This is a genomic window from Mycobacterium talmoniae (assembly GCF_001854525.1).
Taxonomy (GTDB): domain Bacteria; phylum Actinomycetota; class Actinomycetes; order Mycobacteriales; family Mycobacteriaceae; genus Mycobacterium; species Mycobacterium talmoniae.
In genome coordinates this window covers 1-20,293 of the sequence record NZ_MLQM01000094.1, presented here as the reverse complement: position 1 = coordinate 20,293, position 20,293 = coordinate 1, and the positions used below count along the sequence as shown (strand labels likewise).

20 protein-coding genes are annotated in these 20,293 nt (G+C 69.4%); 7 read left to right on the top strand and 13 right to left on the bottom strand.

All coding sequences use genetic code 11. From position 1 onward, the window contains the following. Together BKN37_RS16545 and BKN37_RS16540 are read right to left on the bottom strand one after the other, a co-directional pair. On the bottom strand, positions 1–731 hold a 731-nt coding region (locus BKN37_RS16545; RefSeq protein WP_242657276.1), incomplete at its 3' end, for a low temperature requirement protein A. Next, a complete protein-coding gene (locus BKN37_RS16540; protein WP_071027789.1) occupies positions 728–1,609 on the bottom strand; it encodes a MerR family transcriptional regulator in 882 nt (293 codons plus the stop codon). The genes BKN37_RS16540 and BKN37_RS16545, both read right to left, overlap by 4 nt. A 40-nt stretch (positions 1,610–1,649) precedes the next feature. Here BKN37_RS16540 and BKN37_RS16535 point away from each other — a divergent pair, with 40 nt between their 5' ends. Beyond that, positions 1,650–2,807, top strand: coding sequence for an aromatic ring-hydroxylating oxygenase subunit alpha (locus tag BKN37_RS16535; RefSeq protein ID WP_071027785.1), 1,158 nt, complete (start codon positions 1,650–1,652; stop codon positions 2,805–2,807). Here BKN37_RS16535 and BKN37_RS16530 read toward each other — a convergent pair. Beyond that, complete coding sequence (locus BKN37_RS16530) at positions 2,785–4,128, bottom strand: MCP four helix bundle domain-containing protein (RefSeq protein ID WP_071027783.1); 1,344 nt, start codon at positions 4,126–4,128, stop codon at positions 2,785–2,787. The two genes, BKN37_RS16535 and BKN37_RS16530, sit on opposite strands and share 23 nt — an antisense overlap. Position 4,129: 1 nt before the next feature. Next, entirely contained in the window at positions 4,130–4,897 is a 768-nt protein-coding gene (locus BKN37_RS16525) for an enoyl-CoA hydratase/isomerase family protein (RefSeq protein ID WP_278184957.1), read from the bottom strand. A 96-nt stretch (positions 4,898–4,993) separates the two neighbouring features. On the opposite strand from BKN37_RS16525, the gene BKN37_RS16520 reads away from it, so the two are divergent. After that, positions 4,994–6,469 carry an aldehyde dehydrogenase gene (locus tag BKN37_RS16520; protein WP_071027779.1) on the top strand — a complete coding sequence of 492 codons (1,476 nt, stop codon included), beginning with the start codon at positions 4,994–4,996 and terminating at the stop codon, positions 6,467–6,469. Here the strand turns inward: BKN37_RS16520 and bla are convergent. Next, entirely contained in the window at positions 6,466–7,329 is an 864-nt protein-coding gene (gene bla, locus BKN37_RS16515) for a class A beta-lactamase (RefSeq protein ID WP_071027777.1), read from the bottom strand. The two genes, BKN37_RS16520 and bla, sit on opposite strands and share 4 nt — an antisense overlap. Before the next feature lie 224 nt (positions 7,330–7,553). Here bla and BKN37_RS16510 point away from each other — a divergent pair, with 224 nt between their 5' ends. Continuing rightward, positions 7,554–9,101: an HNH endonuclease signature motif containing protein gene (locus BKN37_RS16510; RefSeq protein ID WP_071027776.1), complete on the top strand. Its 1,548-nt coding sequence runs from the start codon at positions 7,554–7,556 to the stop codon at positions 9,099–9,101. Here the strand turns inward: BKN37_RS16510 and BKN37_RS16505 are convergent. The 6 genes from BKN37_RS16505 to BKN37_RS16480 are packed head-to-tail and all read right to left on the bottom strand — an operon-like array spanning position 9,098 to position 13,627. After that, entirely contained in the window at positions 9,098–9,616 is a 519-nt protein-coding gene (locus BKN37_RS16505; RefSeq protein WP_071027775.1) for a maleylpyruvate isomerase family mycothiol-dependent enzyme, read from the bottom strand. The two genes, BKN37_RS16510 and BKN37_RS16505, sit on opposite strands and share 4 nt — an antisense overlap. After that, entirely contained in the window at positions 9,613–10,044 is a 432-nt protein-coding gene (locus tag BKN37_RS16500) for a MaoC/PaaZ C-terminal domain-containing protein (RefSeq protein WP_071027773.1), read from the bottom strand. Before BKN37_RS16500 ends, BKN37_RS16505 begins: the two co-directional genes overlap by 4 nt. Further along, positions 10,041–10,553 (bottom strand): FAS1-like dehydratase domain-containing protein, encoded by a 513-nt coding sequence (locus BKN37_RS16495; RefSeq protein ID WP_071027771.1) that lies wholly within the window; start codon positions 10,551–10,553, stop codon positions 10,041–10,043. The genes BKN37_RS16500 and BKN37_RS16495 overlap by 4 nt, the downstream gene beginning before the upstream one ends. Beyond that, complete coding sequence (locus tag BKN37_RS16490; protein ID WP_071027770.1) at positions 10,553–10,963, bottom strand: nuclear transport factor 2 family protein; 411 nt, start codon at positions 10,961–10,963, stop codon at positions 10,553–10,555. Before BKN37_RS16490 ends, BKN37_RS16495 begins: the two co-directional genes overlap by 1 nt. A gap of 16 nt (positions 10,964–10,979) precedes the next feature. Further along, a complete protein-coding gene (locus BKN37_RS16485; protein ID WP_071027765.1) occupies positions 10,980–12,518 on the bottom strand; it encodes an AMP-binding protein in 1,539 nt (512 codons plus the stop codon). Continuing rightward, positions 12,518–13,627, bottom strand: coding sequence for an aromatic ring-hydroxylating oxygenase subunit alpha (locus tag BKN37_RS16480; protein ID WP_071027763.1), 1,110 nt, complete (start codon positions 13,625–13,627; stop codon positions 12,518–12,520). Before BKN37_RS16480 ends, BKN37_RS16485 begins: the two co-directional genes overlap by 1 nt. 98 nt (positions 13,628–13,725) lie before the next feature. On the opposite strand from BKN37_RS16480, the gene BKN37_RS16475 reads away from it, so the two are divergent. Then, a complete protein-coding gene (locus tag BKN37_RS16475; protein ID WP_071027762.1) occupies positions 13,726–14,964 on the top strand; it encodes a cytochrome P450 in 1,239 nt (412 codons plus the stop codon). On the opposite strand, the gene BKN37_RS16470 is transcribed toward BKN37_RS16475, so the two are convergent. After that, complete coding sequence (locus tag BKN37_RS16470; RefSeq protein WP_071027760.1) at positions 14,961–17,270, bottom strand: CaiB/BaiF CoA transferase family protein; 2,310 nt, start codon at positions 17,268–17,270, stop codon at positions 14,961–14,963. The genes BKN37_RS16475 and BKN37_RS16470 overlap by 4 nt on opposite strands. A gap of 34 nt (positions 17,271–17,304) precedes the next feature. Here BKN37_RS16470 and BKN37_RS16465 point away from each other — a divergent pair, with 34 nt between their 5' ends. Together BKN37_RS16465 and BKN37_RS16460 are read left to right on the top strand one after the other, a co-directional pair. Next, positions 17,305–18,108, top strand: a complete 804-nt coding sequence (locus BKN37_RS16465; protein ID WP_071027758.1) for a FadR/GntR family transcriptional regulator — start codon at positions 17,305–17,307, stop codon at positions 18,106–18,108. 8 nt (positions 18,109–18,116) lie between these two features. Beyond that, complete coding sequence (locus BKN37_RS16460) at positions 18,117–18,833, top strand: SDR family oxidoreductase (protein ID WP_071027756.1); 717 nt, start codon at positions 18,117–18,119, stop codon at positions 18,831–18,833. Here BKN37_RS16460 and BKN37_RS16455 read toward each other — a convergent pair. Further along, the gene (locus BKN37_RS16455) at positions 18,754–19,659 is read right to left on the bottom strand and encodes an LLM class flavin-dependent oxidoreductase (RefSeq protein ID WP_071027754.1); all 906 of its coding nucleotides are present in this window, start codon (positions 19,657–19,659) and stop codon (positions 18,754–18,756) included. The genes BKN37_RS16460 and BKN37_RS16455 overlap by 80 nt on opposite strands. Positions 19,660–19,722: 63 nt before the next feature. Between BKN37_RS16455 and BKN37_RS16450 the strand changes: the two genes are divergently transcribed. Further along, positions 19,723–20,293, top strand: a 571-nt coding sequence (locus BKN37_RS16450; protein WP_165618352.1) for an acyl-CoA dehydrogenase family protein, incomplete at its 3' end; no start/stop codon positions are given.

Here is a 20,293-nt window from a genome sequence, read left to right as displayed (position 1 = left end):
GCCAGCGACGCGACCGACCCCACCACACCCTCCCCCAGCGCGATGATGGTCAGCAGCCCGTAGCGTTCGGCCATGTGGTGCGCATGCCACGGGGTGCCGCCGATCCGTTTTTCGGCGACCATCGGACCGGCCAGCTCGATCGCGGCCAGCACCGCGACCAGAGCGAACGTCACCGCGACCGAGGTGTGGGCGATGATGACGCCGATCCACCCGATCTGGGCGATGGTGATGGCGCCGGCGTAGGCCAGGCACGCCGACCGTCGCTGCGGATCATGCCGGGCGGCGCGTAACCATTGGCCCACCATGGCAATTCGCATCACGACGTAGCCGGCGACCAACACCCGATTGTCGACGTGGCGGCCGTCGGCGATCGAGGAGAACACCGGCGGAATGCCCAGCGCCAGCAGCAGCACGCCGACCATCTGCAGCATCGTGGTCAGCCGGTACACCCAGTCGTCGGTGTCGTAGGCGGAGGCGAACCAGCTGAAGTTGATCCACGCCCAGCACACCGCGAAGGTGGCGAAGCCGAATCCGGCCAGCCCCGCACCGAGGTGGTGGGCGGCCAGCGCGTGGCTGAACTCCGAGGCGGCGACACCGAACGCGATGACGAAGGTCAGGTCGAACAGCAGCTCCAACGGGGACGCCACCCGGTGCCGTTCCTGCGGGTCGCGGCCCGACATCCGGCGCATCCGATGCGCACCCGTCCGCGCCGACAGGGAGTCGGCGGTCATCGGCACGACACCTTCGACGGCGTCGGCAACACGATGACGCTGACCGCGGTCAACCCGCGCCGGGTGACCTCGCCGGTCAGCGCGTCGATGAACTCCGCGGCCGCCGGGGTGATCGACGCCGCCCAGGCGTGAAATCCCTGCACGATCACCGGATCGCGTTCCAGCCGCGGTTGCACGCGCCGCAGCACCTCGACGACGTCGTCGGGCAACGGATCGGCCAGCTGCTGCTCGATCCAGGTGTGGGCGAGTTCCTGGGCGGCACCGCCGTTTTCGTCCAGCGCCACGACGTCCCCGGCCAGCCGGCGCAGCCGGTCGAACAGCACCGGGCGACCCGGCGTCGTCGCCATCTGCTCCAGCAAGGTGCTGGCCGCCGGCGGCAACACCATCTGCCCGAACAAGGCGGGAACGGGCAGCTCCCAGTCGTTGAACAACTCGGCGTACATCGCGGCGACCGGAGGAGACAACGGGGCGCTGAGCCGCCCGATCACCCCGATGCTGTCCCGATGCGAAGTGGCCAGCCGACACAGGATCCGCTCGTCGATGTCAACCTCGGGGGTGTCGATGGCGGCGTCGATCGCGGCCACCAACCGATCCAACCGGTCGCGCTCGGCGAGCAGCAGTTTGCGGTGTTCGTCGAGGATGCCGGCCAGCGTGCTGGGCGGGCCGTCCAGCACCCGCTGGATCGCTTTGATGCTGACGCCCAGGCTGCGCAACAGATCGATGCGCAGCAGGTCCAGCACCTGCTCGACGTCGAAGACCCGGTAGCCGTTGGCCAGGTGCGTCGCCCGCAGCAATCCGATCTTCTCGTAGTGGCGGATCCTGCCTGACCCGATCCCGGTCAGGGCGGCGACGTCGCCGATCAGCAGCTGTTCAGCCACGCCTTGACCTTACAACCGGTATAAGGCGTGTACTGGCGGGATGGAGCGTGACCAACTCGTCGACCTGACCCGGCGCGCGCTGAAGCTGGCGCGCGATAAGACGACCGACCTGGCCCCGGCCGAGCACACCGTGGGCGCCGACGACTACACCTCCCCGGAACGGCACCGGCTCGACCAGGCGATGCTGCTGGCCAGCCCGCAGCTGGTCGGCTACGTCTCGGAGCTGCCGACGCCGGGTTCGTACTGCACCAAAACGGTGATGGGTCGCTCAATCCTGTTGACCCGCACCGCCGACGGGGCGGTGAAGGCGTTCGACAACGTGTGCCTGCACCGGCAGTCCCAGGTGGTGACCGGCTGCGGCACCGCCAAGCGGTTCAGCTGCCCCTACCACGCCTGGACCTACGACAACACCGGGCGCCTGGTGGCGATCCCGGGCCGGGAGGGCTTCCCCGGGGTGGCGGTGAAATCGGCCGGGCTGACCGAGCTGCCGGCCGCGGAGTTCGCCGGGTTCTTGTGGGTGGCGCTGGATCCGGCCGCCGGCCTGGATGTCGCCGCCCACCTGGGTGAGCTGGCCGACGAACTGGACTCCTGGGGCATCGGGCGCTGGTCGCCGCTGGGTGAGAAGGTGCTCGACACCCCGATCAATTGGAAGCTGGCGGTCGACACCTTCGCGGAGAACTACCACTTCGCCACTGTGCACCGGCAGACCTTCGCCACGATCGCCCGCAGCAACTGCACGGTGTTCGACGCGTTCGGGCCGCATCACCGATTGGTCTTTCCGCTCAACGGAATTCTGGAACTCGAGGACATCCCCGAAGAGGACTGGGATCCGTTCAAGTACATGGTGGTGATCTACGCGCTGTTCCCCAACATCGTGTTGTCGGTGACGATCGCCAACGGCGAGCTGTTCCGGATCTACCCGGCCGACCGGCCGGGCCGGTCGATCACCGTGCACCAGAATTCGACCCCGCTGGATGTCTCCGACGAGTCCGTCGCCGCCGGCGCGCAGGCCGTCTTCGACTATGCGCACGCCACCGTGCGCGACGAGGACTACCGGCTCGTGGCGGCGCTGCAAACCAATCTGGAATCCGGGGCCCGCGAGCGGCTGCTGTTCGGTCGCAACGAACCCGGTCTGCAGCATCGCCACCTGGCCTGGGACGCGGCGCTGCGACGCCTCATTCCATCCCGCGCCGAATAGCGGCGATGAGGTCGTCGAGCACTGCGCAGGCCTCCGTCGGCAGCGCGTCGACCGCCGGACGGATTTCGGTCTCCAGCGTGTCGAGTACCTCCGCGCGATGGCCCGCGACCAGCAGCGACCGCACCCGGTCCAGCGTGACCGCCACCGGCTTGAGGTCGGCGACCGCGGCGGCCAGCACGTCGACCAATTCCCAGTCCCGGTACAGCGCCAGCGAACGTTCGTAGAACCCGAAACCGCTGACCGGTTCGCCGCGCAGGCTGCCGGCATAGCGGTACGGGCCTTCCATGTATTCGATGGGCAGGGCGTGCGCGGGAGCCGGCACCAGCGACTCGCCGGTGAGGTCCAGTTCCAGTGCGGCCGAAGTGATCCGGTGCCGATCCGGCAGGTAGCGAGCCGTCGCCAGCGGCGGCACCAGGGGGCGGACCGCCTCCGGCCATCGGACATAGCTGTGCACCGTGACCTCGAGGTCTTCGACGCATTCCGGCCGGTGAGCCGGGTCCGGGTAGCTGGTGGTCGCCCCGGAGAAGGGTTTCAGCGCATTACCTGTGGTGCGGTCGAATTGTCGCCAGATGCTCAGGTCCACGCCGTTGCCCAGGTTGATGGTGCGCCACTCGTGCGACCAGGCCCGCGGATCTCCCCCGGTTCCGCCGCCGCCGGCGTATTTGGGAAACCACTGCCGGTCGACGTGGCCGGCGGAACCGTCGACCCGCTCGTCGATGTCACCCCAGCGCAGCCTCCCGGTCATCGCCATCGCGGTCTGGAAGTAGGAGTAGGTGTCGTCCTGGCCGAAACAGCCGACCCGTCCGCGGTGCGTCGCGGCGCCCAGCGGCACCGGCGCCCGCGTCGGCGACACGTCCAGCTCGAGGCGCATCGGCCGATCGGCGTGATCGCGGCCGAGCAGGTTGACCCGGTAGGTGTAGGGCTGCAGGTTTCCGTCGCCGTCGCGGCACGTCGTCCACACCACGTCGCCGGCGCTGCTGCGGTAGCCGATGTCCAGGTGCCCGGCGGCGGCAGACAGTTTGGGTTCTGCACCCACGTTGGCCGGCGGCATGTCGTAGTCGGTGTAGCTGGCGTACTCGCCGGTGTCGAGGTCGAACAGTGCCATCGTGTAGAAGTCGGCGACCACCGCGCCGCCGGGGCGGTTCTTGTTGACGATGGTCAGGAACGCAAAGGAGCGACCCGCCGCGGCCGCGGTGAGCTGGCCGGCGAGAAACCAGGTATCGGACTCGTGGTCGGGGTGATTACCTTCGGCGGCGGGGAAGTCCAGTCGGTCGTCGCCGGGACGGAGCTGGAACGGGTAGCGACGCCAGTCCGCGGGCATGTCACCCGCCGATCGCGTCGTACTTGTCCGGCCCGAGGAATTCGCGCACCTTGTCGATGTGCTCCTCGGCACCCAATTCCACCGTTTCGGCGGCCAGACCGTAGTCGACGATGGCGAGCGCGGCCTGGGCGATGTGTTTGGAGAACGCGCGTTTGGTGGTCTGCAGCGCCCGGGCCGGTTGCGCGGCGAGCTTGGCGGCCAGCGCGTTGGCCTCGGTCATCAGGGTGTCCGCGGTGGTCACCCGGTTGGCCAGGCCGAGGTCCATCGCCTCGGCGGCGGGGATGCGGGCCCCGGTGTAGATGTATTCCTTGGCCCGGATCATGCTCATCATGTACGGCCACAGCAGCGCCCCGCCGTCGCCGGCGGTCAGCCCGATCGACACGTGCGGGTCGCACAGATAGCTGCCCTCGGACATCAGCACCAGGTCACAGCACAGCGCCAGCGAGGCGCCCAGCCCGACCGCCGGGCCGTTGACGGCCGCCACCACCGGCAGCCGGAAGTTGATCATCGCGTTGAGGATGCCGCCCGCCTGGTGGGACACCGCATACCGCAGATCCAGCGACTGGTGCTGGGCCTTGAGGAACGCGAAGTCGCCTCCCCCGCTGAAGGTTTGGCCCGCACCGGTGAGGATCACGCAGCGCGCGTCCGGGTCGCGGTCCAGGTCATGCCAGACGTCGAGCAGCCGGTGGTGCAGGGCGGCGTCGATGACGTTCTTGGCCTGCGGTCGGTTCAGTGTCACGGTCCGCACGCCGCCATCGGCGGTTACCACAAGTTCGTCGCTCAACGTCGGCCTTCCCGGTCGGTTTTTTTGCTATGTTAGCGGCAATAGCGAAATTTCCCTGCGCCCTGCACAAGGCGGTGCCCGATGACGCAAAGCCTCGATCATCGTTCGTATGACGATCTCTTCATCGCCGGCCGCTGGCAGCGTCCGGCTTCCGACCGACGGCTGGCGGTGATCTCCCCACATACCGAAGAGCCGATCGGCGAGGTCCCCGAGGCGGTGCCCGAGGACGTCGATAAGGCGGTGGCGGCCGCCCGGCAGGCCTTCGACCACGGCCCGTGGCCGCGGCTGAGCCCGGCGGAGCGGATGGCGAAGGTCGAACAGCTGGCGGCGGTGTATGCCCGGCACGTCGAGGAGATGGCGGACCTGATCACCGACGAGATGGGCTCCCCGCGGCGCTTTTCCCGGCAGGGGCAGGCCAACGGCGCGGCCGCGATGATGCACCTGGGGTTGGCGGTGGGCCGCGAGTTTCCGTGGCTGGAGCGCCGCCAGGGGGTGCTCGGTGAGGTCCAGCTGCGCCGGGCCCCGGTCGGGGTGGTCGGCGCGATCGTGCCGTGGAACGTCCCGCAGTTCGTCATCATGCCGAAGCTGATCCCCGCCCTGATCGCCGGCTGCACCATCGTCGTCAAGCCCGCACCCGAAACCCCTTTGGACGCACTGTGGTTGGCCGAGATGCTGGAGGAGATCGAGCTGCCCGAAGGGGTGGTGTCCATCCTGCCCGGCGGCCGCGACGTCGGCGAACACCTGGTGCGCCATCCGGGGGTGGACAAGATCGCGTTCACCGGGTCGTCGGCCGCCGGCCGGCGGATCGCGGCGATCTGCGGTGAGCAACTCAAACGGGTGAGCTTGGAGTTGGGTGGCAAGTCGGCGGCGATCATCCTCGACGACGCCGACGTGGGTCGCACCGTCGGCGCGTTGAAGAACGCCGGGCTGATGAACAACGGGCAGGCCTGCGTGGCGCAAACCCGGATCCTGGTCAGCGACCGCCGGCACGACGAGGTCGTCGACGCGCTCGCGGAGATGATGTCGGGCCTGCAGGTCGGTGACCCGACCGACGAGGCCACCGACGTCGGCCCGCTGGTCGCGCAGCGCCAGCAGCACCGGGTGCAGGGCTATATCCGGTCCGGGGCCGACGAGGGGGCGCGCATCGTGGTGGGCGGCGACGACGCCCCCGCCGACCGCGGCTGGTATGTGCGACCCACCCTGTTCGCCAATGCCCGCAACGACATGCGCATCGCCCGGGAGGAGATCTTCGGGCCGGTGCTCACGGTGCTGCGCTACACCGACGAGGCCGACGCGGTGCGCATCGCCAACGACAGCGACTACGGGCTGGCCGGGTCGGTGTGGACCGACGACGTCGCGCACGGCCTGGAGGTCGCCTCGGCGGTGCGGGCCGGCACCTACGGCGTCAACATGTACAACCTCGACATCAGCACCCCGTTCGGCGGCTTCAAGCAATCCGGGATCGGCCGCGAATTCGGCGCCGAGGGGCTGGCCGAATACGTGGAGTTGCAGGCGGTGGTGGCCAAGGGCGCGATGCCGCCGCTGGGCGCGGCCTAGTGCGGGTCAGCCAACGCCGGCAGGACCAGGGTGGTCAGCTCGCCGATGAGGGGTCGCAGGCTCATCGCGTTCGGGTCATCGGTTTGTGACCGCATCATCATCGCCAACAGCACCCGCTGACCTTCCGGGCCAAAGGCGATGCCTATGTCGTTGGTGCTGCCGTAGTCTCCTGAGCCGGTCTTGTCGGCGGTGGTCCACCCGGGCGGCAGCCCCGCCCGCATGGACGACGTCTCATTGGCGCGCATCCAGTTGTTGAGCAACTGGCGGTGCTCGGGCGCCAGCGCGTCGCCGACGAGAAGCGCGCGATAGCCGCCGCCGAGCGCCTCGGGGGTACTGGTGTCGCGGGGATCACCGGGGAGCGCCGCATTCAGGTCGGTCTCCCAGCGGTCCAGTCGCGACCGCTGGTCGCCGATGCTGCGGGCGAATGCGGTGACGGCGGGTGGTCCACCAATGATCGTGAGCAACAAGTTCGCCGCGGTGTTGTCGCTGCGCTGCAGCGCCGCCCGGCACAGCTCATCGATCGTCATGTCGCCGCCGGCCCGGGGTTGTGTCCGCGGCGAGTTGGCCACGATGGCGGTTGGGTCGACACGTACCGCGTGGTCCAGCCTCAGCTCCCCGTGATGCGCCAGCTGCAGAATGCGCGCGACGGCGTAGACCTTGAACGTGGAGCACATCGCGAACGGTTCTCCGGCGCGGTGCGCCACCGAGCGGCCGGAGCTCAGATTGACCGCGAACACGCCGATCGTCGCGTGGCGGCGCCGTTCCAGGTCCTCGACCGGTGGTATCGGCTCGGCGCACGCGGCCAGCCCGGCCAGCGTGGCGCCGCCGAGCAACAGCTGCCGCCGGGACAGTCCACTCATCGACGTTAGGCTACCGTTAGCCGGCGATCTCTCCGAACCCGTTGCGGCAACCTGCCTTTGGGCCACATTTCGTGCGTCACGCCCGCGCAACCACGGGGTCGGGTCCGGCACCACCCTCGACCGCGCCCGGACGGTTATCCACAGTTGGCGCTTCATCCACAATTTCGTCCGTTGACCTCCGTGGGCAGTGGCGCGTGTCACACCACCTCGCTATAATCGAAAGTATGTTCGATGTAGGCATTCCGGATCTCGACGAGTTGGCCGACGCCGACGACACGATGCTCGCCGTGTCGATCACCGGATGGGACCGAATCGAGGCCGCCGCCTCGGCACGCCGACTGGCCGCCATAGCCGAATTAGTACACCGCCGCACCGACAACGCCGGCCACTCCGCGTGGGCGTGCGACGACTGGGATGCCGCCGCGGCCGAGGTGGCGGCCGCACTGAACTTGAGCCACGGCAAGGCTTCCGGCCAGATGTACCTGGCCACGGCATTGCGCGACCGACTGCCCCGGGTCGCTGAAGCCTTCGCCGAGGGGATGCTCAGCACCAAGCTGGTCTCCACCATCGCCTGGCACACCCAGCTGATCAAGGACGATGAGGCCTTGGCGTTGGTCGACAAATCACTGGCCCGCGATGCCGTGCGCTACGGACCACTATCCGCGAACAAAACCGCCCAGGCGATTGACGCAATCATCGACCAATACGATCCGGGCGCGCTGCGCCACGCCCGCGCGTACGCGCGGAGCCGCGACGTGGTGGTCGACAACAACAACACCCGAGACGGCGTCACCCCGATCTGGGGCAATCTCTACGCGCACGACGCGACCGTGCTGGACCGGCGGCTGATGCAGATGGCCCACGAGGTCTGCGACGACGACCCCCGCACCATCGCCCAACGTCGTGCTGACGCGCTAGGCGTGCTGGCGGCCGGCGGTGACCGGCTGGTGTGCGGCTGCGGTAATGCCGAGTGCCCGATGGCCGCCGGGGATTCCTCCCCCACCAGCAATGTGCTGGTCCACGTCCTCGCCGAGGAGGCGGCGCTGGAGACCCCCGTGGACCCGTACAACAGCGGCGAGGGGCCGCCGTCACGACCCATCACCCCCGACATGACGCTGGCCGAGGCGCTGGCCCCGGACCCCGAGCCGGATCCCCCGGCCGTCAAATCGCCGCCGGCACTGATTCTCGGCGAAACCATGATGCCCGCACCGCTGCTGGCCGAGATGATCCGCAACGGCGCCACGGTCCGGCCACTGCGTATCCCCGACCCGGACAGCCCACCCGAATCCGGCTACCGGCCGTCGACCGCGCTAGCCGACTTCATCCGCTGCCGGGATTTAACGTGCCGGTTCCCTGGCTGTGACCGGCCGGCCGAGTTTTGCGATCTTGACCATACGATCCCGTATGACCTCGGCGGCCTGACCCACCCATCCAATCTCAAGGCACTATGCCGAAAACACCACTTGCTCAAGACTTTTTGGGCCGGCTGGCGCGACCGGCAGTACCCCGACGGCAGCGTCGTGTGGACCTCGCCCAGTGGCCAAACCTACACCACCTATCCGGGCAGCCGCCTCTTGTTCCCGAGGCTGTGCACACCGACCGGTGAACTACCCACTCCCCCACCGACGCAACCGGATACTGGATACTGCCGCGGACTCGCGATGCCGCTGCGAAAACGTACCCGCGCCCAGGACCGCAGCCGCCGGATCAGGGCCGAGCGCGCACTCAACGCCGCCCACATCGCCGAGCGCAACGAGCCGCCACCCTTCTAGCGCCAGTTCGGATCACGACCGAGTCGGGCCAGCAGCCGCGACTGCATGTCGGCCTGCTCGTCCACCACGACCGGGGCTTTGAACATGCCCGATGCGCTCAACACCGCCGGATCGGCCAGCGACTCCAGGTAAAAGTGTTCGCACCACCGCGCATCGAGCCGGTCATCGGCACCGACCGCACGGGCCAGATCCCAGGTATGCACCAGCACATCGCGGGTCAGTTTCGGCAGCAACGCGCGCGCATCCGATGGCAGACCGGCCTCAACCGCGCGCTCCAACCCCTCGTACGTCGACGCCCACCGTTCCTGCGGATCATCGCGGGGCCGGTCGGGCTTGAGCCCCAACCGCCGCAACAGCAGCACGTCGTGAAAGCCAATGACGTGCTCCAGCACTCCCCGCGCATCCCAGTCCTCGCACGGTGAGCGACGCTCCCAGCGGCCTTCCGCCGCGCGAACCGCCTCGCCGAATCGTCGACACACCGCCAAGTGCAATTCGCCGACGCCGTCGACCGTCACGGCGGCACCTCCAGCGTCAACTCCACCGGGCAGCACAGTTCACCGCGCTGGTTGGTCACCTCGATCCGCAGCTCCACCAGATAGCGCGGCGGGTCGACGCTGGTGTCGCAGCGCTTATCCACCACCCGGCCTCGGCCCACCATGGTGTCGCCGGCGTAGATCGGGCCGACCAGCCGCATCTTGCGGCGCACTACCCGTCCGTAAGGGCCCGCCCAGTCGGTCGCGATCCGGTCGGCGAACCCGGCCAGATGCATGGTGTTGACGAAAATCGTGGGATGGCCCTGGCTTTCGGCGTAGCCGGGGTCGAAGTGTCCAGGAAAGAAATCCCATGTGGCCGCGGCGCCCAGCACCACCCGCGAGTGGTCGACCTCGTCGCGAACCTCGGGCAGATCCGTCGGGACGCTAAGCCGCCCCCAGTCCACGATCACGGGCCCGCCTCGGGCGTGTAGCGGAACAAGGTGTTTCGGTTGCGGGCCACCACCACACCGTCCTGGCGGCGGAAGGTGTCCAGCGTCTCGACGAAATGGCCGACCCCGAGCCGGGTCCGCTTTTCCGGGGACACCGACACCACCTCTTCGACCAGCGTGAGCCGATCCCCCTCGACGATGGGCTGCAGAAACTCGGCGTCGTTGGCGGCGTTGATGAACGTCGTCCCCGGCAGCGGCACCCGCAGCGCCATCGACACCGGACGCTCCCCCGCGCCAGGCCGCCAGGGCGGCGGAATCAGCCAGCCCATCAGCAGCGCCGGCGGCGCCAACAGACCACCCCAAGCCTCCGCCGCGAACGAGGCGTCCCAGTAGGCCGGGTTGCCATCGCGGACCAGCGCGGCGAACAGCTGGATGCGTGCCGCGCTGACCACCGTTCCCGCGGTGCGTGGCTCAGACGCCACGCCCACCATGCGCACCGCCTCGTCGTAGCTGCCGAACGCCAGCTCCATCAAATCGGCGCCGCATCCCAGTGCAGCTCACGGGTAGTGAAGTACCAACCGCCCCGCTCGTAGATGAGCGTGTCGCGGTAGGTGCCGGTGGCCCGTAACGTGCTCATGCCCCGGTTATCCAGGGCGTACAAGATTGCCACACACCGCTGGGTGGCGTTGATCCCGTCGACGGTGATGTCGTGGTCGACGGTGATCAGCCGTTGTCCGCCGCCGCCGTCGAACGCCGCGTGCAGGTCGGTGAAGACTTCGGTGTCCTGGGTGAAGCGGGCGCCGGTGTGCCGGAAGGTGGCGATCCAACCGTTGCGGTCGCCGTCGGAGTAGTACCGATTGTGTCGGGCGGTGAGGTTCAAGATGGCGTCGCGCCCGGTCGCCGCGTCGAGCAGATGCTGCTGCTGGTAGGTCAGGGTCATCCGGCGTGTCTCCCTCTCAACGGTTCAGGCGGTACCCGTGGCGTTCGCGATCCCAGGTGCCCGGGCCGACACCGCGGGCCCGCAGCAGGTCTTTGCGCACCCGGCCGATGACGGTTTTCGGGATCTCGTCGACGATGTCGACGTAGCGCGGCACGCAGAAGTACGGCATCCGCTCGGCGCAGAAGTCCAGCAGTTCAGCGTAATCCAGGGCGGCCGAGGGCCGCGCGACCAGCAGGATGTCGTCCTCGCCCAACTCGCTGGGCACCCCGACTACCGCGGCCTCGGCCACCGCGGGATGGGTCAGCACCGCGGTCTCCACCTCGATCGAGGAAATGTTCTCCCCGCGTCGGCGCAGGCAGTCCTTGACCCGATCCACATAGGTCAGGGTCCCCGCCTCGTCCAGCACACCCAGGTCCCCGGTGCGAAACCACTCCGGGTGCGCGACGACGCGGCCGTCCTGCCCCAGGTAGCCCTCGCTCATCACGTGCTGATACCGAGGGCGGCAAGCGATCTCACCGACCCGCCCGACGGGCAGCGGGTCGCCGCCGGGGTCGAGGATGCGCACCTCGAAGTTGCCGGTGGGTCGGCCCGACGCGCCCGGCACCCCGTCGTCGTCGATGCCGCAGACGGTGATGGGGAACGCCTCGGTCAGCCCGTACATGGTGACCACGCGGCAGCCGTACCGCTCCTCGATCACCCGGTAGTCAGACGCGGCAATCGGCGCGGCGGAAAGGAACCGCAACGGCGCCGAGCGATCACCCAGGTTCAGCAGCATCGACACCGTGGCCCCGGCACCGGCGAAACCCACGGCGCCGCAGGCACGGATCTCATCCCAGACCTCGGTGGGATGGAAGGCCTCGGCCAGCACCGTGGTGCCGCCGACCAGCATCGGCGCCAACACGGTGGGCGCGGCGCTGAGATGAAACAGCGGCATCGCCGTCCACACCGTCTCACCGGCACCGAACCCCCACGCCGACGCCACGGTGGCGGCCGTCGAGAACAGGTAGTGCCAGCTGGTGGCAACGGCTTTGGACGCCCCGGTGGTGCCCGAGGTGAAAAACAGCACGCCCACCTCCCCGGCCGCGGCCGCCTCGCCCGCCACCGGCCGTCCGCTGCCGCGGGCAAGCAAATCGCCGCAGAGCACGACCTCGGTCAGCGTCGGCACCCGGTCGCGGATCTCCGCGACGCGCGGCAGCCGCTCGGCATCGGCGATCACCACCTTGGCCCGCGACACCGCCAACGCATGCCGCAAAAACTCGCCCCGCGAGGCGGCGTTCACCGCCGCGCTCACCGCGCCGATCCGCGCCGCGCCCAGCCAGAAGTAGACCCATTCCGGACGGGTGGCGGTGAACAACGCCACACGGTCGCCGCGGCTGATTCCCAAGTCCAGCAACGCATTCGCCGCCGCGCAGGACCGCTCACGCATCTGCTCGAACGTCACGCGCTCACCGGCGATCACCATCATCACCCGATCACCGAACTGCTCGGCGCGACAATCCAGCACCGCCGGCACGGTGAAGTCCTCCACCCCCAATGCCGCCGGCCCCCCGCGCATCAGGCGCCCGAGGCCACCGGATCGGGCTGCCCGTCGGGCGTGTAGCCGAAGTCGTCGGCGGCGGGCTGCTCCCCCGGGTAGAAGCGGTGCGCCCAGCGGCGCAGCGCCGCATAGTCGCGCGCCTCTTCGGGCGCCAGGTTCGGCTTCTCCAGGTACTTCATGTTCTCCCAGGTGAAGAAGTCCTGTTTGATGACTTCTTGCTGCAGCGCCAGGAATCGGGCGGCGCGCCCGGTCGGCGCATCACCGGTGTCGCCGGGTTCACGCACCGAGGCCTGGGTGTAGAAGTAATCGGTGTAGTCCTCGTCGACCGGGGTCTGCCCGGTCACCTGCAGGGTGGCCACCAGATCGCTGGGGAACCGCACCAGGCCCAAACCCAGCGAGTAGTTGTCGTAGATGATCTTGGCGTCGACCGGGCCGTGCGGGGTCAGCCAGGTTTGCGCGCGGCCGCCGCCAAAATTGGCGTTGACGGTGGCGTGCAGGTGATAGCCGGACACCTCGAACGACGCGGTGTGCGCGGGGTTGGCGGCCTTGTGCACGTATTGCACGTGGTACGGGTCGGCGGCGTTCTCGATGATCATCTGGGCGTGCACCTTGACCCGATTCACCATCCGGGTGTGTGGATGCAGCGGGTAGTACTCGCCGGTCTCCAGTTCCGGCAGCACCGGCGGCTGCCAGTACGGCGCCCGCCCGTGCCGCTCATGCCAGACCAGGATGAACCCGTACCACTCCAGGACCGGGTAGCTGCGGATGTGCACGTTGGGTTTGCAGCCGATTTTGCTGTACGGGATCAGCGCGTTGCCGCCGTCGCCGCGCCAATGCCAGCCGTGCCAGGGGCAGACGATGTGCTCGCCGTCCACGGTGCCGCCCACCCCCATATTGGCGCCCAGATGCTGGCAGTAGGCGTCCAGCGCATGCACCTGCCCGGAGATGGTGCGAAACAGCACCAGTTCCTCACCGAAGTAGTGCACCCGCTTGACCTCGGCGACCTCGAGGTCCGAGGCGAAGCCGACGATGAACCACCCGGTCGGGAACCGGTAGGTGGATAGCCCGATGCCGCTCGGACCGAACTCGCGCTCCGAGGGATCTGAGTCCGAAACCGTCTGTGTCACGAATCTCTCCGTTCCCCGCTTATTGTTACTATTTTAGAGATTGAACGTCAATCATCGGGCAAGCTGTCCAAAGTGAACCCGCTGCGAGGCCGCCAAGGATGACCACCGCCGATCTCGATCTATCTGACGTCTCGCTGTGGCGCAACGGCTTTCCCGATGACCTCTTCACCGAGCTGCGGCGCGCCCGGCCACTGTTCCGGCACGAGCACACACCCGGGGTCGCCAAGATGGGCGTCCAGCGCGATTTCTGGATGACCACCAAACACCGGCACGCCGTGCGCATCCACCGCGACGCCGACTCGTTCACCGCCCAAGACGGCCCCCTGATCCAACCCATCGGTACCTTCTCGTCGTATCCGACCATCATCAACATGGACCCGCCGCAGCTCAGCAAACGCCGCAGGCTGATCGCCAACGCGTTCACCCCGCGGGCCATCGCCCGGCTGGAGGACGGCATCCGGACTCGGGCGGCGCGGATGGTCGACGGGCTGCTGGCCGGCGGCGGTGGGGACTGGATCGCCGATGTGGCCGACGCGCTGCCGATGACCGTCATCGGCGACATCCTCGGCATGCCGGAGCAGGATCGGCCGCGGATTTTCACCGCCTTCGACCGGATCCTGACCGCCCGCTCACCCAACGCGCGACTCAGCGAACAGGACGAACTCGAGCTGTACGGCACCATCTTCGGCTACGCGATGGAACTCACCGCCCAAAAGCGCCGCGAACCCGCCGACGACATCTGGAGCACACTGGCGTCCGCGGTGATCACCGGCGACGACGGGGAGCAGTTCGCCCTGCCCGACGGGGAGTTGGAGATCTTTTTCTTCGTGCTGGCGTTCGCCGGCAGCGACACCACCAAAAACGCGCTGGCAGGCGGGCTGCAGGCCTTCGTGGCCAACCCCGAACAGATCGGCCGGTACCGCGACGAGGAAGCGGTGCGGTCCAGCGCGGTCGAGGAGGTGCTGCGCTGGACGACCCCGGTGGCGTATTGGACCCGCAGCGCCAAGGTCGATCTCGAGATCGACGGCCAGCACATCCCCAAGGGCGACCGGGTGGTGTCGATGCTGCGCTCGGCCAACCGGGACGAGGAGGTGTTCGACGATCCGTTCACCTTCGACATCGGCCGCGACCCCAACCCGCACGTCGCCTTCGGCGGCGGCGGGCCGCACCACTGCCTGGGCGCGATGCTGGCGCGCGCGGAGATCCACGCGGTGCTCGACGAACTGCTGCTGCGCGGCGACGACATCACCCTCGGCCCGGCCACCGTCGCTTATCCCAACCTGACCACCAACATGTCCATCTACGACGCCATGCCCATCGCGGTGCGCGCGCGTTAGAGCCCCTTGGGTCGGGTTCCGATCACCCCGGCGGCCGCCAGCCGGGCCAGCTCCGCGTCGGTCACCGCGCACAACTCGCGCAGCACCTCGCCGTTGTGCTCGCCCAGGGTCGGCGGTGGCCGCTGCAGCCAGCGATCCTGGCCGCGAAGGCGTGCGAACGGCGGACACGGATACAGCCCGGCGCCGGTGCGCGGATGCCGCAACTCCTCAAAGAATCCGCGCTCGCGCAGCTGGGGATTCTCGGTCACCACCGACGGGGACACCACCGGCGCGGCGGGCACACCGGCCGCGGCGAGTTGGGCCACCGCGCTATCTAGTGGCCGGTCGGCGAGCCAGTCCGCGAGCGCGTCCTCGCTCCAGTCCGGGCGGCCCAGAAGCTCGGCCAGCGCGTGCCGCTGCGCGTCGGTGGCGACGGTGACCGCGATCCAGTCGTCGTCGCCGGCGCACCGGTACAGGTTCTGCAGCGCGGCGCCGTGACCCCGGTTGCCGCGCCGGGTCAGGGTCACCCCGAACACCTGCCATTCGATCGGCTGGATCGCGGTGGCGTTCAACACCGCTTCGAGCATCGGCAATTCGACGAGCTGACCGGCCCCGGTGCGTTCGGCGAAATTCAGCGCGGCCAGCACCGCGAACGCCGCGTGCACCCCGGCCAGCGGATCGCAGGCCCCGCGCGGCGCGACCGGCGGGCCGTCGGGCAGCCCGGTCACCCACGCCAGGCCGGCGATCTGCTCCATGGTGGGCGCGAATCCCACCCGGTCACGCCACGGGCCGTCCAGCCCGAACGCCGGCATCCGGGCGATCACCAGCGCCGGATTGACCGCCAGCAGCGCGTCGGCGGTGAGCCCGAAATGGTCCATCACCCGCGGTGAGAAGTTCTCGATCACCACGTCGGCGTCGGCCACCAGCTGCAGCAGCAGCCGACGGCCGTCGTCGGAGCCCAGATCCAGGGTCACCGAGCGTTTGTTGGTGTTCATCGCGTGAAACACCCAGCCGTATTCCCACCAGTCCTCGACGTCGGTGCGCATGCCGCCGGAGTAGCGGATGCCGTCGGGCCGCTGGATGGACTCCACCTTGATCACGTCGGCGCCGAACGCGGCCAGCAGGTGGGTGGCGGCCGGCCCGGCCCAAAACGCGGTCAGGTCGATAACCCGCACCCCGTCCAGCGGCAAGCCGGCGGACGCCACCAGCGGCCCGGATTCGCGTGGCGGCCAGGGTGGTTCGTCGTTGGCCTCGCCCAGTGCCGGCGCGCCGCGCAGCGGCGCGGGGTGGCAGCGCGACATCAGCCACGGCGGGCGGGGCTGGTCAAACCCGGCCGGGTTGGGCACGAACACGCCGCGCTCGGTCGCATACGCCATGTCCCGGATGGTCGCGCCGGTGCCCACCGGCGCGATCGGCACCCGGAACAGCGCGCCGAGTTCGACGATCTCGTCGACGCTGCGCTGCGCCAACCAGTCGCCGATCAGGGCGCGGATGCGGTCGCGGTGTTCCCAGCGGCCCAGCTGGAAACTCAGCTGCGGGTCGTCGGCCAGCTCGGGGCAGTCGACCATCGCCGCGAAGTCCAGCCACTGTTGCCCGGTGACCATGGTGATCCCGACGTAGCCGTCGCGGGCCGGCTCGATCGACGGCACCTCCACGGTGCGGGTGACCGGGCCCACCCGCAGCAGCTGGCTGTGCAGCCATTCGCTGCTCTGCATCGCGGTGATCGCCTCGAGCATCGACAGATCCAGGTGTTCCCCGGGCCCGCCGTGTTCGACGCGGCGACGCACCGCCAACACCCCGAACGCGGCGCACACCCCGCCCATGTACTCCCCCAGCTCGCCGCCGATGGCGATCGGCGGCCCGGCCGGGTCGCCGCGGAAACCGGTCAACCCCGACCAGGCCTGCAGGGTGAATTCGCTGGCGGCCCGCTCGGCGTAGGGCCCGGTCCAGCCGAAATCGGAGATGGTGACGACGACGGCCCGCGGGGCGGCGTCCAGCAGCCGCGGCGGGTCGATGCCGAGCTCCACAGCCTGGGATCGGGTGAGCACGACGACGTCGGCGCCGGCCAGTTCGGCGCGCACCCGGCCCGGTGCCGCGGTGATGCTGCGTTTGCCGGCGTTTAAATAGCTGAACAGCGCCGAATCCGCCGACACTGAACCACCGCTGGCGGTGTAGCGCCGCAGCGGATCTCCTTGCGGCGGCTCGATTTTGCGCACCTGGGCACCGGCGTCGACCAGCAGCTTGCCACAGTAGCTGCCGGCGATCCGGTCGCTGATCTCGATGACACGGAGCCCGTCCAGCGGTGTCGGCCCGCCGCTCACGTGCATCGGTCAATTATGTCATCACTGCTAAAATAGCAAAGTGACTGCGCTGGGAACTGGCCCCAAGGCCCGACGTCGGCTCTCGGCGCCGCGAATCGCCGAGATCGTCGCCGAGGAGTTGCGCCGCCAGATCATCGATGGCGACCTCGCCGACGGCGATCTGCTGCCCCGCCAAGAGGTGCTGGTCGAGCAGTTCAACGTCAGCCTGGTCTCGCTGCGTGAAGCGCTGCGCATCCTGGAAACCGAGGGCCTGATCTCGGTGCGCCGCGGTAACCAGGGCGGCGCCGTGGTGCACGCACCGGCGAAAACCAGCGCCGCCTACATGCTCGGCCTGCTGCTGCAGAGCCAGCACGTGGGCCTGGCCGATCTGGGGGCGGCGCTGCTGGAGCTCGAACCGGCCTGCGCGGCGCTGGCCGCCCAGCACCCCGACCGCGCCGACACCCTGGTTCCCGAACTCAAGCAGATCAACGACGCGATGGCCACCCACCTCGACGACGGCCGGCGGTTCACCGAAATCGGCCGCCAGTTCCACGATCTGGTGGTCCGCGGGTGCGGCAACGACACCATTATCGCGGTGGTCGGCGCCCTGGAGACGCTGTGGAGCAGCCACGAGCAGCAGTGGGCCGAGGAGAGCGCGGCCCGCGGCACCTACCCGTCGCTGGCCAAACGGCGCGCCGCGCTGAACACCCACGTCAAGTTGACCGAGATGATCGAGGCCGGTGACGTGGAGCGGGCCCGCAAGATGGCCGCCCGGCACGTGGCCGACGCCCAGACCTACGTGTTGTCCGAGCGGACCGATCAACGGATCTATGCGTTGTCGCCGCAGGCGCTGTCCCGGCGATAGTCGCCGCCGTGAAAACCGCACTGGTCACCGGCGGCAGCGGCGGGATCGGCAAGGCCTGCGGGCGCGCGCTGGTGGCGGCCGGCTACGACGTGGTCTTGGTGGCCCGCCGGGACGCCCCGCTGCGCGCGGCCGCGCAGGAGCTCGGGGCTCGCCACCTCGTCGCCGACGCGTCGGACCCCGACGGATTCGCCGCGGCGCTAAGCCCGCTGCCGCGCATCGATCTGGTGGTGCACGCGGCCGGGGTGCTGGGCGGAACCTACGCCCGCAAGCAGACCTTCGACCAGTGGCGCACGATCCTGGCGGCCAATTTGGACTCCTGTTTTGTGGTGACCGCCGCGGTGCTGCCGAAGATGGCGCCCGGGTCGCGGCTGGTGTTCATCTCCTCGTCGGCCGCCCATGAGCCGATGCCGGCCCGCACCGCCTACTCGGCGGCCAAGGCTGGGATGAACGCGTTCGCCCGGGCCCTGGCGTTGGAGGTGGACCGGGACGGGATCAGCGTCCACCTGGTGACCCCGGGGCCGGTGGAAACCGAGATGCTGCAGGATGTTCCGTTCGAGATGTACGCGATTCAGGCGGCCGACGTCGCCGACGCCGTGGTCTGGCTGGACACCGTGGACCCGTCGGTGGAGCTGCCGGAGATCCGGCTCAACGCGGTGCGGCGCGGTCCGTTCGCCCGGCCGCCGACGGTGCCGACGGAGGCCCGGCGCCGCCGGCAACGGCGGTGATCACCGTTTCGCCGAATTCGGCCAGGGTGGCCGGCGCGGCGAAATCGGCGAACCACACGTAGAACCGCTCGACGCCGGCGTCGACCAGCCCGGTGAAGTAGTCGACCAGTTCGGCGGCGGCCCCGCACACCAGCCCGGAGCCCAGGTGGCCGAAGCGGCGCGCGCTGACCTCGCGCACGGAAACCGGATCGGCGCCGGCGCCGACGAAGCCCACCATCTGCTGCACCGACACCCGGGCGGGCGCGGCCGCCGGCGCCAGCCGGGGCAGTTTGTCGACGTGGTTGCAGGGCAGATTCCACCACTGGGCGTGGCGGCGCACCAGCGCCATCATCTTCGGGCCGGTGCCACCCAGCACCAGCGGGATCGGGTGCGCCGGCAGTGGCGCCTGCGCGGGTTCACCGCCGCGTCCCCAATACTGCGCGATCAGCTCCAGGTGTCGTTCGAGTTGCTTCACCCGGGCTACCGGGTCCTGCTGGCCCACTTCGAATCTGGTGAACTCCGCGGGCCAGGAGCCGGCCCCGAGGCCGAGTTCGAAGCGGCCCCCGGAGGCCGCCGACAAGGTGACGGCCTGTTTGGCCAGCACCGCCGGGTGCCGGAAGGCGTCGCACAACACCAGGTGCCCGATCGTCAGCCGGTCGGTCTTAGCGGCCACCCAGCTGGCGATACCCATTGCCTCCCAGATGTTTTCCGCCGGCTGACCCGGGGCTTCCAGGTGGTCGATGAACGCGACCCCGTCGAATCCGCTGGCCTCGGCGTGCTGGGCGCGGGTGACGAGGTCGGCGACCGGCAGCCGCACCTGCGGCAGGAACAGAAACCATTCGGGCATAGCCGATCACCCTACGCCCCCCGTGTACCCCTAGTTTGCTATTTTTGCTATGTTAGGGGTCTTATGGAGATAGGGCCGAACAGCGACCAGCTCGCGCTGCGCGACAGCGTCCGCGAGGTGCTGCACGCCGAATGCCCGCCCGAGGTCGCTCGGCAGGCGCTGACCGATCCGGAGCGGTGGCGGCCGCTGTGGAAGACGGTGCGCGAACTGGGCTGGACCGAGCTGGCCGGCCCGGACGACAGCTACGGCCCGGTCGAGCTGGCGGTGGTCCTCGAGGAGTGCGGTGCCGCCCTCGCCCCCATCCCGCTGCTGAGCAGCGTCGGATTGGCGGCCGGGCTGCTGCGCGCCGCCGGCCCCGACCTGGACGCGGTGCGGGCCGACATCGCCGCCGGGACGGTGGCCGCGCTGGCCGAGCACCGCCCCGGACAGCGGCTGCCGGGCCCCACGATGACGCTGGAGGCGGGTCGGTTACGGGGGCGCGCGGTCGCGGTGCCCGGGCTGCCGCGGGCGGAGTTGCTGGGGGCGCCGGCGGGTTCGGCCGACGGGGCCGTGATCGCGGGGACCAGGATCGGGGACGGGGGCACCGGCACGCCGGCCGACTGCACCGACCCGGCCCAACCGGTCGCCGACGGGG

Excerpts from the sequence above, each read along its gene's own strand:
- BKN37_RS16530 (WP_071027783.1), bottom strand. The coding sequence starts at position 4,128 with ATGCCCGCGGACTGGCGTCGCTACCCGTTCCAGCTCCGTCCCGGCGAC.
- BKN37_RS16485 (WP_071027765.1), bottom strand. The coding sequence starts at position 12,518 with ATGCGCGGGGGGCCGGCGGCATTGGGGGTGGAGGACTTCACCGTGCCG.
- BKN37_RS16510 (WP_071027776.1), top strand. The coding sequence starts at position 7,554 with ATGTTCGATGTAGGCATTCCGGATCTCGACGAGTTGGCCGACGCCGAC.
- BKN37_RS16495 (WP_071027771.1), bottom strand. The coding sequence starts at position 10,553 with ATGGAGCTGGCGTTCGGCAGCTACGACGAGGCGGTGCGCATGGTGGGC.
- BKN37_RS16475 (WP_071027762.1), top strand. The coding sequence starts at position 13,726 with ATGACCACCGCCGATCTCGATCTATCTGACGTCTCGCTGTGGCGCAAC.
- BKN37_RS16455 (WP_071027754.1), bottom strand. The coding sequence starts at position 19,659 with ATGCCCGAATGGTTTCTGTTCCTGCCGCAGGTGCGGCTGCCGGTCGCC.
- BKN37_RS16535 (WP_071027785.1), top strand. The coding sequence starts at position 1,650 with ATGGAGCGTGACCAACTCGTCGACCTGACCCGGCGCGCGCTGAAGCTG.
- BKN37_RS16490 (WP_071027770.1), bottom strand. The coding sequence starts at position 10,963 with ATGACCCTGACCTACCAGCAGCAGCATCTGCTCGACGCGGCGACCGGG.
- BKN37_RS16520 (WP_071027779.1), top strand. The coding sequence starts at position 4,994 with ATGACGCAAAGCCTCGATCATCGTTCGTATGACGATCTCTTCATCGCC.
- bla (WP_071027777.1), bottom strand. The coding sequence starts at position 7,329 with ATGAGTGGACTGTCCCGGCGGCAGCTGTTGCTCGGCGGCGCCACGCTG.
- BKN37_RS16470 (WP_071027760.1), bottom strand. The coding sequence starts at position 17,270 with ATGCACGTGAGCGGCGGGCCGACACCGCTGGACGGGCTCCGTGTCATC.